Here is a 17990-nt window from a genome sequence, read left to right on the forward strand (position 1 = left end):
CTACCTCATTACTACTGTAGTATTACAGGAGGGAACCCTGATCAATGTTTATTTTTTACGACGAACAGCTGGCGCAGCCTTATCAAGTACACCATTAACAAATTTATGGCTATCTTCTGCACCGAATACTTTAGCAAGTTCAATGCCTTCATTAATAGCAACTTTATAAGGGACATCTTCACGGTAGCTAAGTTCATACATAGCAACACGTAAAATCGCTTTCTCTACCTGTCCCAGCTCTTCGAGTTGGCGAGATAAGAAAGGAGCCATGAGTTGATCCAATTTCGCAGCGTTATTCGCTACTCCAGATAACAGTTCACGAAAATAAATAACGTCAACGTCAGACATGTCCTGTTCAGCAATAAATTCATATTCCACATCGGAAACGTTATTACCGGATAATTGCCATGAATAGATGGCTTGCACAGCACACTCACGAGCGCGGCGACGAGCAGCAGGTTTCACAAGATTCCCCTTAAATAAAAACTAAATCAGCCTTTTACAGCTTTAAGTACATTAATCATTTCTAATGCTGTCAGTGCTGCTTCAGCACCTTTGTTACCAGCTTTAGTGCCAGCGCGTTCAATCGCTTGCTCAATATTCTCTGTGGTCAGAACACCAAAAGTGACAGGAATTTCACTGTTCATTGCTACATGAGATAGGCCTGAGCTACACTCTCCTGCAACAAACTCGAAATGGGCGGTTCCACCACGGATAACCGTGCCTAACGCAATGACTGCATCATATTTTTTCGTTTCAGCTAACGCCTTAACTGTTAGTGGTAGCTCATAAGCCCCCGGTACCCACACAACAGTAATGTTGTCTTGAGAAACTTGGCCGATACGCTCTAAAGCATCAACAGCACCGTCCAGCAGACTATCATTAATAAAGTTGTTAAAACGAGCGATTGCAATGGCGACACGCGCTTGTGGCGCGGCAACAACACCTTTAATTACGTTCATAGCCTTCCTTTAATATTAATTATACTCGTCATGCTTCAGGTTGCAGCGTTTTACCTTACCTACGGTAAGAACCCCATTCGCCCTAGTCATACAGCGAACTATACATCTAGCGACGCTTTCACTTATTACCGAGCTGCACCTCGAATGATGAACAGTATACAACCCGTGGGGCGCGGATTTTATCACATTCTTTCATTAATCGCGTGGTTGAATTTTAGCAAAACGATAAAAAACTTTTATTACCACACGGGACGTAGTCTAACACGTAGATCATCACCAACCTTTTGCACATCCGTAAATGCAAATTTTGGCGCATCAGACAAATGCGCAAGAGCCGGAAAATTGACTAATCCGTGCGCGGTATCGCCTAGCAGTTTAGGTGCAATATAAACAATAAGCTCATCCACTAAACCGAGCTTAAGTAACGATCCGGCCAGTGTTGGTCCTGCTTCTACCCATATACTGTTCACATTACGCTTAGCGAGCTGCATCATCAGAATCACTAAGTCAATGCCATTGTCGTCACTGGGTATCGCTAATTGTTCAACTTGCCCCTGCCATACGGCATCGACGTCAGGTTGTGGGCGTACAAGCCAACATTCACCTGATAATTGAGTCACCTTATGCTCTGCCGTGACTTTGTTCTGCTGATCCAACACAATTCGAATAGGCTGACGTACCGTCTTTTCTGGGTAAATAGTTTGTATATTTTCTGGTAACTCATTCCATCGAACAGTCAAAGAAGGATCATCTGCTAATACGGTACTGCTGGTACTTAAGATGGCGCTTGCCTGCGCTCGCAATACTTGAACATCCTGCCGAGCAGCGGCAGAGGTAATCCATTTACTTTCGCCAGAGGCAAGCGCTGTCTTACCATCAAGAGAGGCTGCCAGTTTCAATTGAACATAAGGGAATGCTGTACGCATGCGCTTGAGAAAGCCTTGATTTAATCGCTCAGCTTGCTCCATCAAAACCCCACTGGCCGTTTCGATACCTGCTTGAGACAGCATATATAGGCCACGACCTGCAACTTGTGGGTTAGGGTCTTGCATAGCGGCCACAACACGGCTAACACCGGCTTTAATTAAAGCTTCAGCACAAGGTGGTGTACGACCATGATGGCTACACGGCTCTAATGTGACATAGGCGGTTGCACCTTTTGCGTTTTCCCCTGCCATACGCAAAGCATGAACTTCAGCGTGAGGCTCCCCAGCCTTCTGGTGGTAGCCTTCACCCACAATTTCGCCATCACGTACAATAACACAGCCAACATTTGGGTTTGGTGACGTAGTAAAACGACCTTTTTGGGCAAGCTCAAGCGCCCGCGCCATGTAGATGCGGTCTTGTTCAATCATGTTATTAATCCTGTAATTTAGCGATTTCTTCGCCAAATTCCCGCACATCTTCAAAACTGCGGTAAACCGAGGCAAAACGGATATAAGCGACTTTATCCAACTTTTTCAACTCATCCATCACTAAATTACCAATCAATTTAGAAGGGATTTCTCTTTCACCCGTTGCACGGAGTTGTGATTTGATAGAAATAATCGCCTGTTCAACCGCATCTGCACTTACAGGGCGTTTTTCCAAGGCTTTTTGCATGCCTCGGCTAAGTTTTTCTTCATCAAACGGTTCACGTATTTCATCACTTTTAATTACCCGTGGCATAACAAGTTCAGCCACTTCAAAGGTGGTGAAGCGTTCATGGCAAAGCAGACATTGACGGCGCCTGCGCACTTGAGAGCCTTCACCAACTAGACGCGAGTCAATTACTTTCGTATCTACAGCTGAGCAAAATGGGCAGTGCATAGTGTTTCCTGATTCTTATTTCGGGTAAACAGTGTAACCCAGAGCTCAATAAAAAACACCCCGCAAGACTGTACATTTGCAGTCTAACGGGGTGTTTCACGTTTTTAGCTCGCTTTTCAAAACCCAAAAGATAGCGTTAATTGGCCTACTAGCATGACAGGCCTTCTGCTAAATCAGATTAAGGCAGTAAAGACTCTTGGTCTGCACCTTCTTTCTCAACTTTAGGAGGAAGTAAATGCTCACGTCTCATTCCCATCTTCAATGCTAATGCAGAAGCAACATAGATAGATGAGATAGTACCAATAGTGACACCAATCAACATTACCAATGAGAAGCCTTCTAACATTGCGCCACCAAATATATACAGCATCAAAACCACCAGTAATGTGGTTGCAGATGTCATAATGGTACGGCTTAATGTTTGGGTAAGAGAGACGTTCATGATTTCATAAGGTGTACCGCGACGGATCTTACGGAAATTTTCACGAATACGGTCAGATACTACGATACTGTCGTTCAGTGAATAACCAATAACAGACATCAATGACGCAACAATCGTCATATCGATCTCAATATGGAATAACGATAAGATACCTAATGTAATGATAACGTCATGGGCAAGTGCTAATACCGCACCCGCAGCAAGACGCCATTCAAAGCGGAAACCAACATAAATCAGAATACAGATAAGCGCGGTTAACAATGCCAGTGCGCCTGTTTGAGCCAATTCAGCGCCAACACTTGGCCCCACAAACTCAATCCGCTTAACTGTCGCCTGTTCATCAACATTTTTATTGATGATAGTGATGATCTCTTTACCAACTTCTTGACCCGCCACACCTTCGATAGGGGGTAGACGGATCATAATGTCACGGCTACTACCAAAGTTTTGGATCAGAGGGTCTTTGTGGTCCGTATTAGAAAGACTATCACGAATCTTATCCAAGTCAGCAGGCTGACTCAGGTTGATCTCGATTACCGTCCCCCCCGTGAAATCAAGTCCCCAGTTGAACCCTTTAACCCCGATGACCACAAAAGATGCGATCAGCAGTACGATAGAAATCCCAAAGGCAACGTTGTCCCAGCGCATAAAGTCATAGACTTTACGGCCATAGTTCAATTGTTCAACAGTATAATCCTGTGCCACAACGTGCTCCTTAAATTGACAGCTTGTTGATACGCTTACCACCATATAGCAGGTTCACGATAGCACGTGTACCGATAATGGCTGTAAACATAGAGGTGGCGACACCGATAGCTGTCGTAATTGCAAAGCCTTTGATTGACCCGGTTCCCACTGCATACAGAATAATGGCAGTGATAAGCGTAGTCAGGTTTGCGTCAATAATACTTGAGAATGCGCCTTTATAACCTTCATGAATAGATTGCTGGACGGAACGCCCATTACGCAATTCTTCTTTGATACGTTCGTTAATCAAAACGTTCGCATCAACGGCAACGGCAAGGGTCAACACAATCCCCGCAATACCAGGCATTGTCAGTGTTGCACCCGGTAACAGCGACATCACACCAACAATCATGATCAAGTTTGCAAATAGTGCAGTACTGGCAATCAAACCAAACTTACGATAGTAAATAATCATAAATAGAATTGATGCTAACAGGCCTGCCAAACACGCTTTCAAACCTTGTTCAATATTCTGCAAACCAAGCGTTGGACCAATGGTACGCTCTTCAACGATTTGGATTGGTGCAATTAACGCACCCGCACGTAACAGCAATGATAACTGGCGTGCTTCATTTGGATCATTGATACCGGTGATACGGAATTGACTACCGAAACGCGCTGAAATGTTCGCAGCGTTAATCACTTTCTCATCTTTCATCAAGATAGCGCGGCCTTCGGCATCTCGTTTACCACTGTCTTTATATTCAACAAACAGGGTTGCCATGAGTTTACCCTGATTATCACGAGTAAAATCAGACATGATAGAGCCACCAGCACTATCCAAACCGATGCTAACTTGAGGTGCACCGTTTTCATCACCGCCTGAAGTTGAGTCAGTGATATGGTCACCGGTCAAAATAACACGCTTATACAACACGTAAGGCACGCCATTTCGATCATACTTAACTTCGGAATCACCAGGCACACGTCCACTTTCAGCAGCCGATGGATCAACGCTTTGGTTGACTAAACGGAACTCTAGGGTTGCTGTTGCACCTAAAATTTCTTTAGCACGGGCGGTATCTTGAATACCCGGTAACTCAACAACAATACGCTCCGCACCTTGACGCTGAACTAAAGGTTCTGCAACCCCTAATTGGTTCACACGGTTACGAATGATAGTAATGTTTTGAGATACGGCATAGTTACGAGCCTCACGTAGACGCTCATCCGTCATGACAGCAGTCATGGTATTATTGCCACCATCAGAAAACACTAAGTCTTGGAATTTACGAGCCAATGTTTTCTCTGCTAGGCTACGGTCATCAGCGTTACGGAAACGGACTTCAACGCTGTAATTGTCGCCTTTACGGATAGAAGAGTACGGAATGCCTGCTTGGCGCAAGTCATTACGTATACCGTCCATGTTTTGTTCCTGCAATTTACCTAATGCAGTGTCCATATCAACTTCCATTAGGAAGTGAACCCCACCACGCAAGTCAAGGCCGAGTTTCATCGGCTCACCACCGATCATTTCAAGCCATTTCGGTGTTGCAGGTGCAAGGTTTAATGCAACAACGTATTGATCACCCAAGGCGCTAACTAAAGCTTCACGAGCGCGCAACTGAATATCTGAGTTGTTGAATCGGGCTAATACAGCCCCATTTTCCAAGGCAATAGACTTGCTTTGGATATTGTCTTTTTCTAACGTTTTTTGGACTTGGATCAGCGTTTGTTCATTGGCGGCGGTTCCCCGCACGCCAGTGATCTGAACAGCCGGATCCTCACCATATAGGTTTGGAAGCGCATAAAGCAGACCGATGAGGATCGCAGCGATCAGCATCAGATACTTCCACAAAGGATAACGGTTTAGCACGGCAGTTCCCTTCGGGAAAATCAGAAATTAAATAGCTTTCATTGTGCCTTTAGGTAAAACAGCAGCAACGAAATCACGTTTGATAGTTACTTCAGTGTTCTCACTGAGTTCAAGAACAACATAGCCTGTTTCAGAAACTTTGGTTACACGTCCGATCAAACCACCCGTTGTCAAAACTTCATCACCCTTCGTAATGGATTCCATCAGCTTACGGTGCTCTTTAGCACGTTTTTGCTGTGGACGTAGGATCATAAAATAGAAGATCAGGGCGAAAACGACGAGCATAATGACCATCGTGTACGGGCTACCCTGTGCTGGAGCGCCTGCAGATGCCGCTGCTTCAGAAATAAAAAAACTCATTCAACTTTCCTCATTGTTATTGAACGCTATTTAAAACATAAGTACAGCAAGGCTTAATATGCTACACAGATTAAGCCTATTTGGCACTTAAATTCATTCCATATTTAAAGAAGGTTGGCTTTTGCCAATCTTCTGGTAAAAATCTTGGGCAAACTGTTCAAAGTTACCCTCTTCAATCGCTTGACGAATGCCAGCCATCAAACGCTGATAATAACGTAAATTATGAATGGTATTTAGTCTTGCGCCAAGAATTTCATTACAACGGTCGAGATGATGTAAATAAGCTCGACTATAATGGCGGCAAGTATAACAATCACATTCCGGATCGAGTGTTGAAGTATCTGATTTATACTTCGCATTACGAATTTTTACCACGCCATTAGTGACAAATAAATGTCCATTTCGTGCATTTCGAGTTGGCATCACACAATCGAACATATCGATACCACGGCGTACACCTTCGACTAAATCTTCAGGTTTACCGACACCCATAAGATAACGGGGTTTATCAGCTGGAATCTGTGGACATACATGCTCTAAAATACGGTGCATATCTTCTTTTGGCTCACCCACCGCGAGGCCGCCTACAGCGTACCCATCAAAACCAATTTCTACCAGCCCCTTAACCGAAATATCACGTAAATCTTCGTAAACACTCCCTTGGATAATGCCAAACAACGCATTCTTGTTGTTTAATTCGTCAAAACGTTGACGGCTACGCGCGGCCCAACGTAAAGACATCTCCATGGATGTTTTTGCATAATCCCAATCCGCGGGATATGGCGTACACTCATCAAAAATCATGACGATGTCCGAGCCAAGATCGTACTGAATTTCCATCGATTTTTCTGGGCTTAAGAAGACTTTTTCGCCATTGATTGGATTGCGGAAATGCACACCTTCCTCTTTAATTTTACGCATAGCGCCGAGACTAAAGACTTGAAAGCCGCCTGAATCTGTCAAGATCGGCCCTTGCCACTGCATGAAATCATGTAAATCCCCATGCAATTTCATAATCTCTTGCCCTGGGCGTAACCAGAGATGAAAGGTATTCCCAAGTAGGATTTGAGCGCCCGTTTCTTGTACTTCTTCAGGCGTCATTCCCTTGACCGTACCATAGGTACCCACAGGCATAAATGCCGGCGTTTCTACGACTCCGCGTTCAAACACTAAACGACCACGACGTGCATTGCCATCCGTGGTGTGTAATTCATATTTCACGTTTATTTCTCCTAGCACCAGAAAAACAGTCCGATGCTGATATTAACTTTACAGGCTAGTGGCGTTGCCATCGCCTAAATCAAACGACTCTCCAATCTGCTCTAAACGAGCATCGGGATTACGGGTGATAAACATAGCATCACCATAACTAAAGAAACGGTACTGTTGTGCTACCGCTTCTTTGTAAGCTTGCATAGTATGTTGGTATCCTGCAAAGGCAGAAACCAACATAATTAATGTCGATTCTGGTAGATGAAAGTTAGTAATCAACGCATCAATCACTTGATATTCATAACCTGGATAAATAAAGATTTGCGTATCATCAAAAAAAGGTGCGATTAAAGTGTCTTTACTGGCTTGAGCCGCACTTTCCAATGAGCGGACGGATGTCGTTCCTACCGCAATAACGCGATTACCTCGGGCCTTACAAGCCAATACCGCATCGACAACATCTTGGGGAACTTCCGCATATTCTGAATGCATGACATGGTCTTCAATGGTATCGACTCGCACGGGCTGGAACGTACCTGCACCTACATGCAATGTGACAAACGCCATTTCCACACCTTTTTCACGCAATGCTTCCAGCAAAGGCTCATCAAAATGTAATCCCGCTGTTGGTGCCGCAACAGCACCAGGGCGCTGACTATAAACAGTTTGATATAATTCTTTATCGGCTTCTTCGTCTGGACGATCGATATAAGGAGGCAACGGCATATGACCAATTTGATTGAGGATACTCAGCACGTCACGCTCATCATCAAATTGCACTTCAAACAAGGTATCATGACGAGCGACCATGGTCGCCTTGACGCTTTCGTCTTCACCTAAAATCAGCTCAGCACCTTCTTTTGGTGCTTTAGAAGCTCTGATATGCGCAAGCACGCGGTGCTCATCTAACATTCTTTCAACGAGCATTTCGATTTTACCACCACTCGCCTTACGGCCAAATAGCCTTGCTGGAATAACACGAGTATTGTTAAAAACGAGCAAGTCACCCGGCTCCAATTTCTCAAGAATATCGGTAAAAATGCCATGCGTGAGCTGCCCCGTTGGGCCATCAAGGCTAAGCAGCCTGCATGCGCTTCGCTGCGCTTGAGGATAGTGGGCAATTAATTCTTCAGGTAACTCAAAAGTAAAATCAGAAACACGCATTGTCTTAACTTCAATCTAAAAAAACAGGCGACTAGTCTAGTGCTGAGCACTCAAAGGCGCAAGAAATAAGCGTATTTTTGCTGAAAAAACTCCCCACATTTAACAAATATTTAGCAAAGTAGCCCTATTCCCTGTTTCTCTAAAGGGGCTATTATCGTTCTCTTTTGTTCGTCAATACCTAATGACAAAGCGGCTTACCACTCATTGACACTGCAAAACAGATAACCGTAGGTAGCTCAAACAATGTTTAAACAACGAACATCACTATAATTTGTTAAGCATCAGGTATATGATAAGGATCATGAACTTTCTCGCTCATTTACACTTGGCTTATACCGCTAACTCCTCATTACTCGGCAATATCATGGCTGATTTTGTACGTGGCAACCCTGAAGGCCTGTATGCGCCAGATGTCGTCGCGGGTATCATGATGCACCGAGCTGTTGATAAGGCAACGGATTCGCACCCCTTGGTCAAAGAGGCGCGTCTGCTATTCAGAACGGATTACCGGCGAGTCGCACCAATCACGTTAGATCTCGTATGGGATCATTTTCTGTCTTTGCATTGGTCTAAGGTTGAACCGCATATTAACCTAACTGACTTTATTCATTATGCTCGCCATCAAATAGAGCCAAACCTCTCCCATACTCCTGAAAAGTTTCAGGAGCTGAATGAGTTTCTTTGGCCGCAGCACTGGCTAACGCGCTATGCAGATAAAGCCTACATTGGTAAATCATTAAATGGTATGGCTCGCAGACGACCAAAATTACAAGCACTTAGTGGTTCATATGACGATTTTTTATTGCAATATGCGCAACTTGAAAAAATTTTTTTCCAGTTTTACCCACAAATGATGGCGCTTGTGAAAAACTCACGCTTTTCTTAGACACCCTCATGCCATGACAAGCCGTTACATGATTTCGCAAAAATAATAGCCATAAATGAATGTTCGATTAAAACGTTTCCCGAACGGATTTTGCATTCACCCAATGAGTTACCTGCCCCGTTTTACTATCAAAATCAGAATCTAAACATTGAGCCTTAGAAAGGTAATCGCTGCCTCTTGAGATCCCAATACCGTGATAGCCATAAATGCGAGCTTCTGGCACGACTTTTTGGGCTTCTATTTTGGCGTGAGCAGCTAGTGAATGAGTATGATTTTTATCAATTCGCTTTTTTTGTGTTAATTGGTTAAATGAGTCAAGTTTCTCAGCATCGGCGCTTTCACAAGCAGTCAATTTAATTTTTACATTGCTGGCGATTTTATTGCCTAGTGATGCATAGATTTCCTTCATCACATCTGCAACATGTTTTTGCCGACAACCTATTTTGCTCGTTTCATAGAGATAAGGCTGCCCTGCTTCACCATGCCCAATAACATAAATTGTGTCTATTTTTTGTGATGACTTTAACTCTAACTGCAATTGGTTCAATGCCTTATATTCCCCCAATACAGTCACTGCATTCTTATTGAGCGCTATACCACCTTGTAAAATCGCATCATGTACCGTTGCAAGCCCATGCTCTGCAATTAAAGGAGTCAATTTTTGGTCATAAACAGCCCCATTCTTTAACTTTCCCTGTAGCTCACTTTTTTTAAATTCCCTCACCGATTCTTGCAGCATCGGACGCAATAATTTCGAGCTCAATAAGGGTAATGCAGCTTTATTTTTCAAAACTCTAGGTGTATTGATTCTCAATGCTTGGCAAATCATATCTTGATGACCAAATGGACTATAAATAACCGCATTCTTCGAGGGTAAACTAAACGTCTCATTATTATTTTTTAATTTAATGATATTCGGCGCGACGGATAAGGTATTACTGACCACCATAGTATTGTGATATCCGCTGCTCCTAACGGTCGCGTTTTGACTCACCTGATTCACAGTTTAGCCGTTGGACGGTGGCTTTTTGTCTGACCGATGTGGGCGCTTTTGGGCGTCATAACAGACTCTGAGACTATTTTACCAATCATTCGTATACCTCTATGCTTCGCTAATGTATTTTTATCAATAAATTAAACTGCTAATAAATTCAGCATCAGACATAGTAGAAGCAATCAAGAACTGAATGATTTCATAAAACGCGGCTATGACGTAATTCAAGAGTAGAAAAGAGTCACAATGTCAATAAATATCATCTATCAATATTAATTTAGTTATAAAGATCAATAAATTAAAAAACCTATTAATATCAATGCAAAATTTAAGCTTGCACTTCACAACAATCAAACTATCTTATTGTTATTAATCTGATAAATTGTTACAATCAATAGGTAAAAACTATCACAACGATTGGTATTTATACCTTTATTCTTTGTAGGGAATTTCATATTCTCTCTTGAGATATAGCCCAAATATTTTGAGCTGCTTGTAGGCGGAAAATAACCACTCCCCCTAACAGCACCATTGAGTGCGCAGGGAGTTTAGTGAACCCCACACCTAAGCAGTTTACATTATTATGGGTATAAAACCTTTAATTAACACTCATAGGAGTAAATTATGGTTCTGGTAACACGTCAAGCCCCTGATTTTACCGCAGCAGCTGTTCTAGGTAACGGTGAAATTGTTGATAACTTCAACCTGAAAAAACACCTAAACGGCCGCCCAGCAGTGATCTTCTTCTGGCCAATGGACTTCACTTTCGTTTGCCCTTCTGAGTTGATCGCATTCGATCATCGTTATGATGAATTCAAAAAACGCGGCGTTGAAATCGTTGGTGTTTCTTTTGACTCTGAATTCGTTCACAACGCATGGCGTAAAACACCGGTTGATAACGGTGGTATTGGTGAAGTTAAATACCCAATGGTTGCTGATATCAAACGCGAAATTATGAAAGCTTACGGCATTGAACACCCAGAAGCAGGTGTTGCTCTGCGTGGTTCTTTCTTAGTCGATAAAAATGGTGTTGTTCGCCACCAAGTCGTTAACGACCTGCCACTAGGCCGTAACATCGATGAAATGCTGCGTATGGTTGATGCGCTGCAATTCCACGAAGAGCACGGTGATGTTTGCCCAGCTCAGTGGGAAAAAGGTAAAGAAGGTATGAATGCATCTCCTAAAGGTGTTGCAGACTACCTGACTAAAAACGCAACGGGTCTGTAATTAGATCTTTTCAGTTTTTATGGGCCAGCATAATTTTATGCTGGCCTTTTAGGTATCGTTCTCATTTTCCCTGTTATTTCCTTCTGTTTTTTCTTCCTTTTTTAAATATCTCAGACCAGAAAATTCTCAATTGAAGATAAAAAACCATATATCAAATGATATATAGCGCCTCATACTTTCATGTGGTGAACATTTATAATATGGTTACATTTATCAACAAATAGTTACATTCACTATTAAATAAGCCTTATTGAATTTAATGATATTTTTGGGGTAAGTCTGTTAATCATCTATATCTCGATACGTAAATTATTTTTATATCAAATAGTTACAAAAATATCGTCATCATAGTCGTTATAATGATCTTTATAACAGCAATAAATATACGTAAGTCGATTAGGATAGGAATACAATGAAATTTAAAATGTTAGCTTCTCTTGCTATTGCAGCGACTTTCCTCGCTGGCTGCGATAATAACCAAACTGCTTCTGAAAGTAATTTCAAAAAGTCTATTCAAGATTATCTCGATACTAAACCGGCTATTTGTATTAATACAGGAGCCTTTCCTGCGGGGTTTTTAGCTCAATCAAATGCGACAAAAATAGAACAATTAAACAGTTTAGTTGATGCTGGGCTATTAAATAAATCAGAAAAAGAAATTGTCATCAAGGATATGTGGGGCAAAGAAAAATCAGGTGAGGGCGTTGAATTTACACTGACTAATGAAGGTCAAAAATTCTTTGATGAAACCAAGGCTGAATTTTCAGGACGCGGGAGTTTCTGTACAGGTAAACTCGTTGTAACGGAAGTGACCAACTTTACTGAGCCAGCTGAACGTGGCGGGCAAAAAATTTCTATCGCTAACTTCAAACAAAAAATTGAAGATGTTGCGCCATGGGCTAAAAATGAAAAAGTCATCGCCGCATACCCACAAATCAAATCAGCCCAAGAACGCGCTGAAAAATCGCAGCAATCACCACTAGTGCTGACGAACAATGGTTGGATCCACATCGCATTATTCAATGCAAAATAAGTTAACTCATTTCGGTAGAGCTCTCGCCTAGGGCTCTACTCTTCCCTTCTCTAGGCTCGAGAATAAAATTTATTTCCTCTCATTTTAATCATATTCTCATACCGATCTCTCGGCCTGCTCATCTATTTTGTGCTATACATAAAATACACAATTGATTAACAAATCGACCCATTTAGTCATTTGTGTTACACAACATCATAATAACCCTATACTATTTTAATTATCGGGAGATACGAATGATAAAAACATCATGGCGCCCTTCTGCCTTATTACTTTCGCTACTTATCTCACCTCAGCTGTTTGCAGCCTCAGAGCCAGCAGTGGAAGCCAAAAAAGGGATGGTGGTATCTTCCCAGCACTTAGCCTCTCAAATTGGCGCTGATATTCTTAATTCAGGTGGGAATGCTGTCGATGCTGCCGTGGCTGTAGGTTACGCTCAAGCGGTCGTAAACCCATGCTGCGGTAATATTGGTGGAGGCGGTTTTATGACTCTCCACCTTGCTGATGGTAAAGATATTTTTATCAATTTCCGTGAAACTGCCCCTGATGCGGCTAGCGCCAATATGTACTTAGATAACAATGGCAACTTAATAGAAGGCGCAAGTCTTTACGGTTACTTAGCATCTGGCGTCCCCGGAACAGTAAAAGGGCTTGATTACGCGCTCGAAAAATACGGTTCAATGAGCCGCCAGCAAGTGATGGCACCCGCCATTAAATTAGCCCGAGAGGGCTTTGTTTTAACACGGGCGGATACCGATGTTCTCGATACAACCACTGAACGATTTAAGCAGGACCCTGAAGTCGCGCGTATCTTTTTAAAACCGGATGGTAGCCCTTTCCAACCCGGTGATTTGCTCGTTCAAACTGACCTAGCAAATACCCTCGAAAAAATTGCTAAAGAAGGCCCTAGCGCCTTTTATGAAGGAGAGATCCCGAAAATTGTTGAGGAAGCATCGAAAAAGAACGGCGGAATACTCACCGCTAAAGATTTCGCTAATTATACAATCACCGATACCACCCCTGTTAGCTGTACCTATCGCGGCTATAAGTTCATTTCAGCACCGCCACCAAGCTCAGGGGGAGTGACGATTTGCCAAACGCTCAACATCTTAGAAGGCTATGACCTCAAAGAAATGGGTTTTAACTCGGCAGAATATATCCATACACTAACTGAAGCGATGCGCCATGCCTATATGGATAGAAATACCTTCTTAGGCGACCCTGCCTTCGTTAAGAATCCAACGGATAAATTGTTAAGTAAAGCCTACGCTGACGAGCTACGCAAAGAGATCAAACCAGGTCAAGCGACACCATCAACACAAGTGCAGCCGGGTGTCGGGCCTCACGAAAAACCTGAAACCACTCACTACTCTGTGGTCGATGATAAAGGCAATGCGGTATCCACGACTTATACCATTAATGGTCGCTTCGGTTCTGTAGTCATCCCACCGGGTACGGGCTTTTTCTTAAATGATGAAATGGATGATTTCACGACTAAAGTCGGTGAAAAAAATCTGTATGGATTAGTCCAAGGGGAAAGAAATTCGATTGCTCCGGGTAAACGACCATTGTCATCAATGAGCCCAACCATCGTGACGAAAGATGGCAATGTATACCTTGTGCTTGGCTCTCCTGGCGGCTCACGGATCATATCCATCACATTACAAACTGCATTGAACATTATCGACCATGGCATGCCTCCTCAAGAAGCCGTTAATGCACCACGTATTCATCATCAATGGTTACCAGACGAGGTTTACTATGAAGAACGAGGAGTATCTAAAGATAGCTTAGCCTTACTCGATAAAATGGGCTATAAAATGGTTGAACAAACGCCATGGGGAGCTGCTGAGCTAATTATGGTGCCTGTGCCGGATGCGAAAGGCGCTAAAACAGACTCCTCAGGTAATGACGCAGCCGTCTCAGGTAAAGTTCGCCAAGGCTATATTTACGGTTCCAACGATGTTCGCCGTCCAGCAGGAAGTGCTGTTGGCGTGAATTAATCTTCTCCAAAAAAGCGGGAGCCATCCCGCTTTAGACTGCTGCCAAACCTATTATGTTTGGCAGCAAGTCGAATAGGTTATTGAAAATAAACGAGGAAAATCAATTTATTGATTTTCGGCTGATAACACAAAGTGGGGAAAAACCACGCTTTTATCCCACTTTGTCAACAACCTCAAGCGGGAGCCATCCCGCTTTTTAATATTAGAGATCAGAACATCCCTTTGCGGTTATTGATTCATCTTCCAAGAGGAACGTGTCTCTTTTTTTGAAAGACGCTTATTCAGCGTTTCATATAATTCCATAATATACAATTAACAAAGGAATTATTATGATCAACACATTTCCAAAAAACGAGGCTCCTTCCGCCCTTGTTTTCACTAATCATAATACTCGCTCAACGAAAAGTTCAGCAGACTCATCCCCTCAGAGATTACAGCCCAACCACGTTGACAGTATCAGCAATACAAATGAATCTTATACATTCCCATTAAATGGCCGTTTTATTCATTTTAATAAAGAAAAATTACTGACTGATTATCAACAGCATAGCAATTCCGAATTAATAAAAGGTGTTAGACGTGAACTTAAGGCACAACTTAAAAGTGTCAATAAATTAGATAGACTTAAACACCCGCAAAGAACCCTTAGAATGATGGATATACTCTCACACTTAAAACAACCGAAGAGTCATCAAGAAGGAAAAATTCATTCGCGATATCAATCAAACAACCAAATCGTTCAAATCCTGATGGAAGAAGGACGTCAGCAACATGCTCAGCTGGAAAGATCACTCGCTATAGCTAGGACTATCAATACAGCAGTGTGTGCTACGATTGAAGAATGGAGAGCCAATCACCAATCTACGGCCATTACGCTGACACCCGTAGAAATCGAACAAATAAAAAGTAAAGTGTTAGATGCGGTGATAACCAAATTTGAATTAACCGATGAACATATTAATTTAAAAGATAGTTCTCCCTACACCGCATATCATGTCGCAATGAATTCATATAATAAGGCGATTAAAACCATCGATTTTAATACACAAGGGCTCACAGAAAGCCAAAAGCGTGAAAATGCACAAAGTATGACAAAAGAGATCAATACCATCATCACAACCCTTGGCAATAACATTATCAACCATGTGATGACAGAATTTGAAAACGGTAAGGTGTTCAATCTTCATAAAATTAAGCAGTACGCTTCAGAGGTCACCCAAGAACAGCTCAATCATCTAGCGCCTTGCGCCTCAACAAAATCAACAGCGAATATTCCTCAACCAACACAGCTTCAGTTCTCAACATACGGTATTCATGGGGAATATGATGAAATAACTGACGTGTAAGCCAATTTTACCGATAGCTTATATTTAACAGTAAAAAGGAGCCATTAGGCTCCTTTTTACTGTGAATCCTTTCGTCATTAAACAGGTTTATGCGCCTTACTTGGCTCAATCATTCGGTCACACACTGCCGCGACAGCTAACACAATCACAGAGGGCAACAGCCACGCTAAATCTTGCTGATATAGTGGGATAGCCGTCATCCAATCAGGAATATAGGTTTTCAAATGCTCAGAAGCTTTGGCAGCCCCCACTAACCCAACAATAAAACTGGTTAACATCGTAGGAGCAATGACCACACTTGGATTACGCCACCATTTCAATGTGAAGCTGAGTAAGATCAAAACAATACATGGAGGATAAATCGCGACAAGCACAGGCACTGAAAAGGCAATCAATTTACTCAAACCAAGGTTAGAGACCACCATGGAAAACACCCCCAGTATGAGTACTAATGTGCGATAAGAAATGGGGACATATCGACTAAAGAACTCTGCGCAAGCACAAGTCAGCCCAACAGCAGTCACCATACAGGCAACAAAAATCAGTACCGCAAGGAAAAAGCTACCGTAATTACCAAATGTATACTGAACATAGGCATGCAAAATATCCGCACCATCCTGTGGGTTTGGGATAATAGAAGCGCTATTTTCGCCCAATTTAAATAGGGATAGATAAACCAGTGTCAACAATAGACCCGCAATCAAACCTGCCCACATGGTATAGCGCGTCAACAACGACGAATTCTCAATGCCGCGTGAACGGGCTGCATTAACGATAACGATACCGAACACCATTGCACCCAATGTGTCCATCGTTAGATAACCGTTAATGAAACCATTCGAAAATGCCATCTCTCGATATTCATCCGTTGATGGTATTGGTTGACCCGCTGGCCACAATACTGCCGCAACCCCTAAAATGGCCAAAGCAAGCATTTTGACCGGTGCCAATATATGCCCAACACTATCTAATAACTTGCCTGGATACAGTGAAATACCAATAACCAAAACAAAGTAAATTGCGCTGTAAATCAATAATGAGATGTCAGATTCACCACCCAATAATGGTGCAATACCCACTTTATAAGACACTGTAGCAGTACGTGGCGTGGCAAATAAAGGTCCCACAGAGAGGTAAGCGACAACCGCTAGCAATAAGCCTGCTGTTTTTCCTACTGGAGTACTCAGTGCCTCAATGCCCCCTCCAACTTTGGCTAATGCCACGACCGTTAAAACGGGGAGACCGACACCTGTAACAAGGAACCCTAATGCAGCCGTCCAAACTTGTTCACCTGCTTGTAAACCAACCATAGGCGGAAATATGATATTTCCAGCCCCCACAAAAAGCGCAAAGGTCATAAAACCTAAAGCAAGAATATCTCTGGATGTTAAACGATGAGCCATATTTTATGTTGAATCTATGTAACAATGTTAATAAATATAGAGTCACTAATAAGTAACTCTTTGAATTATAAGTGGCGGTATAGAATTCTAATTAACAAGATGATAAACAATACAATCTGTATGTTTTATCACATCAGGCAAGATTAAAAATCAAAAAACAGAAAAAATCGCCAATAACTGGCTACAAGTAAAACTTTTATAGGGAAAAAAGGCAAGAGCAAAGCGAAAAACAAGAATAAAACTCTAAAGTATTTTTTATAACTAGTGATTACTGTCAGTAAAGTAACAATATGCGCTATATGATTTGAATAAAAAACAACCAATAAACACTCAACTCTCCTTCGAGTTTAATGATATCTAATTCGAGATTGCTAGATAAAAATAGGCATTTCTGTAGTAATTGAGTATGTTTTTAATATAAATCAATGGAATATAGAAACATTGCCTCATATACCGAAAGAACGCCTAATATATAAAGACTGGCTTTCTAGAGTACAAGAACAGTGAAAGCGGCTGTATGCCGCTTCAGACGGCTGAAAAACCTATGATGTTTGGCGGCAAGTCGAGTAGGCTTTAAAAATAAACG

The 17990-nt window shown here is 42.3% G+C and carries 16 protein-coding genes; 5 read left to right on the forward strand and 11 right to left on the reverse strand.

Annotation, left to right across the window (positions count from 1 at the left end):
• Positions 1 to 48 precede the first annotated feature (48 nt).
• The 9 genes from nusB to queA form a co-directional block, all read right to left on the reverse strand.
• Complete coding sequence (gene nusB / locus O7C57_RS16695; protein ID WP_163860710.1) at positions 49 to 465, reverse strand: transcription antitermination factor NusB; 417 nt, start codon at positions 463 to 465, stop codon at positions 49 to 51.
• 26 nt (positions 466 to 491) lie between these two features.
• Positions 492 to 962, reverse strand: a complete 471-nt coding sequence (ribH, locus tag O7C57_RS16700) for a 6,7-dimethyl-8-ribityllumazine synthase (protein WP_154624256.1) — start codon at positions 960 to 962, stop codon at positions 492 to 494.
• A gap of 239 nt (positions 963 to 1201) precedes the next feature.
• Entirely contained in the window at positions 1202 to 2317 is a 1116-nt protein-coding gene (gene ribD, locus O7C57_RS16705) for a bifunctional diaminohydroxyphosphoribosylaminopyrimidine deaminase/5-amino-6-(5-phosphoribosylamino)uracil reductase RibD (RefSeq protein ID WP_154624257.1), read from the reverse strand.
• Positions 2318 to 2321: 4 nt separating this feature from the next.
• Positions 2322 to 2771: a transcriptional regulator NrdR gene (gene nrdR, locus O7C57_RS16710; protein WP_154624258.1), complete on the reverse strand. Its 450-nt coding sequence runs from the start codon at positions 2769 to 2771 to the stop codon at positions 2322 to 2324.
• Between the two features lie 178 nt (positions 2772 to 2949).
• Positions 2950 to 3918 (reverse strand): protein translocase subunit SecF, encoded by a 969-nt coding sequence (gene secF, locus O7C57_RS16715; RefSeq protein WP_163860709.1) that lies wholly within the window; start codon positions 3916 to 3918, stop codon positions 2950 to 2952.
• A 10-nt stretch (positions 3919 to 3928) separates the two neighbouring features.
• Positions 3929 to 5776 carry a protein translocase subunit SecD gene (gene secD / locus O7C57_RS16720; RefSeq protein ID WP_163860708.1) on the reverse strand — a complete coding sequence of 616 codons (1848 nt, stop codon included), beginning with the start codon at positions 5774 to 5776 and terminating at the stop codon, positions 3929 to 3931.
• A gap of 27 nt (positions 5777 to 5803) precedes the next feature.
• Positions 5804 to 6136, reverse strand: coding sequence for a preprotein translocase subunit YajC (gene yajC, locus O7C57_RS16725; RefSeq protein WP_004905542.1), 333 nt, complete (start codon positions 6134 to 6136; stop codon positions 5804 to 5806).
• 93 nt (positions 6137 to 6229) lie between these two features.
• A complete protein-coding gene (tgt, locus tag O7C57_RS16730; protein WP_163860707.1) occupies positions 6230 to 7357 on the reverse strand; it encodes a tRNA guanosine(34) transglycosylase Tgt in 1128 nt (375 codons plus the stop codon).
• A 48-nt stretch (positions 7358 to 7405) separates the two neighbouring features.
• Positions 7406 to 8512, reverse strand: a complete 1107-nt coding sequence (gene queA / locus O7C57_RS16735) for a tRNA preQ1(34) S-adenosylmethionine ribosyltransferase-isomerase QueA (protein WP_154624261.1) — start codon at positions 8510 to 8512, stop codon at positions 7406 to 7408.
• Between the two features lie 301 nt (positions 8513 to 8813).
• Here queA and O7C57_RS16740 point away from each other — a divergent pair, with 301 nt between their 5' ends.
• Positions 8814 to 9398: an ACP phosphodiesterase gene (locus O7C57_RS16740; RefSeq protein ID WP_154624262.1), complete on the forward strand. Its 585-nt coding sequence runs from the start codon at positions 8814 to 8816 to the stop codon at positions 9396 to 9398.
• A gap of 67 nt (positions 9399 to 9465) precedes the next feature.
• Here O7C57_RS16740 and O7C57_RS16745 read toward each other — a convergent pair whose 3' ends face one another.
• A complete protein-coding gene (locus O7C57_RS16745; protein WP_269723363.1) occupies positions 9466 to 10347 on the reverse strand; it encodes a hypothetical protein in 882 nt (293 codons plus the stop codon).
• Positions 10348 to 11016: 669 nt separating this feature from the next.
• Between O7C57_RS16745 and O7C57_RS16750 the strand changes: the two genes are divergently transcribed.
• The 4 genes from O7C57_RS16750 to O7C57_RS16765 all read left to right on the forward strand — a co-directional run bounded on the left by O7C57_RS16750 (position 11017) and on the right by O7C57_RS16765 (position 16001).
• A complete protein-coding gene (locus tag O7C57_RS16750; RefSeq protein ID WP_154624264.1) occupies positions 11017 to 11619 on the forward strand; it encodes a peroxiredoxin C in 603 nt (200 codons plus the stop codon).
• A 412-nt stretch (positions 11620 to 12031) separates the two neighbouring features.
• A complete protein-coding gene (locus tag O7C57_RS16755; protein ID WP_163860704.1) occupies positions 12032 to 12652 on the forward strand; it encodes a hypothetical protein in 621 nt (206 codons plus the stop codon).
• Positions 12653 to 12888: 236 nt separating this feature from the next.
• A complete protein-coding gene (gene ggt / locus O7C57_RS16760) occupies positions 12889 to 14655 on the forward strand; it encodes a gamma-glutamyltransferase (protein WP_154624266.1) in 1767 nt (588 codons plus the stop codon).
• A gap of 329 nt (positions 14656 to 14984) precedes the next feature.
• Entirely contained in the window at positions 14985 to 16001 is a 1017-nt protein-coding gene (locus tag O7C57_RS16765; RefSeq protein WP_269723364.1) for a hypothetical protein, read from the forward strand.
• A gap of 77 nt (positions 16002 to 16078) precedes the next feature.
• Here O7C57_RS16765 and brnQ read toward each other — a convergent pair whose 3' ends face one another.
• Positions 16079 to 17404: a branched-chain amino acid transport system II carrier protein gene (gene brnQ, locus O7C57_RS16770; protein ID WP_154624268.1), complete on the reverse strand. Its 1326-nt coding sequence runs from the start codon at positions 17402 to 17404 to the stop codon at positions 16079 to 16081.
• Between the last annotated feature and the right edge of the window lie 586 nt (positions 17405 to 17990).

The sequence above is a fragment of the Providencia sp. 21OH12SH02B-Prov genome (assembly GCF_027362595.1).
GTDB lineage: Bacteria > Pseudomonadota > Gammaproteobacteria > Enterobacterales > Enterobacteriaceae > Providencia > Providencia zhejiangensis.

Coding starts and splice junctions, on each gene's coding strand:
- queA (WP_154624261.1), bottom strand. CDS start 8,512: ATGCGTGTTTCTGATTTTACTTTTGAGTTACCTGAAGAATTAATTGCC.
- O7C57_RS16745 (WP_269723363.1), bottom strand. CDS start 10,347: ATGGTGGTCAGTAATACCTTATCCGTCGCGCCGAATATCATTAAATTA.
- ggt (WP_154624266.1), top strand. CDS start 12,889: ATGATAAAAACATCATGGCGCCCTTCTGCCTTATTACTTTCGCTACTT.
- ribD (WP_154624257.1), bottom strand. CDS start 2,317: ATGATTGAACAAGACCGCATCTACATGGCGCGGGCGCTTGAGCTTGCC.
- O7C57_RS16755 (WP_163860704.1), top strand. CDS start 12,032: ATGAAATTTAAAATGTTAGCTTCTCTTGCTATTGCAGCGACTTTCCTC.
- nrdR (WP_154624258.1), bottom strand. CDS start 2,771: ATGCACTGCCCATTTTGCTCAGCTGTAGATACGAAAGTAATTGACTCG.
- brnQ (WP_154624268.1), bottom strand. CDS start 17,404: ATGGCTCATCGTTTAACATCCAGAGATATTCTTGCTTTAGGTTTTATG.
- O7C57_RS16750 (WP_154624264.1), top strand. CDS start 11,017: ATGGTTCTGGTAACACGTCAAGCCCCTGATTTTACCGCAGCAGCTGTT.
- ribH (WP_154624256.1), bottom strand. CDS start 962: ATGAACGTAATTAAAGGTGTTGTTGCCGCGCCACAAGCGCGTGTCGCC.
- O7C57_RS16740 (WP_154624262.1), top strand. CDS start 8,814: ATGAACTTTCTCGCTCATTTACACTTGGCTTATACCGCTAACTCCTCA.
- yajC (WP_004905542.1), bottom strand. CDS start 6,136: ATGAGTTTTTTTATTTCTGAAGCAGCGGCATCTGCAGGCGCTCCAGCA.
- O7C57_RS16765 (WP_269723364.1), top strand. CDS start 14,985: ATGATCAACACATTTCCAAAAAACGAGGCTCCTTCCGCCCTTGTTTTC.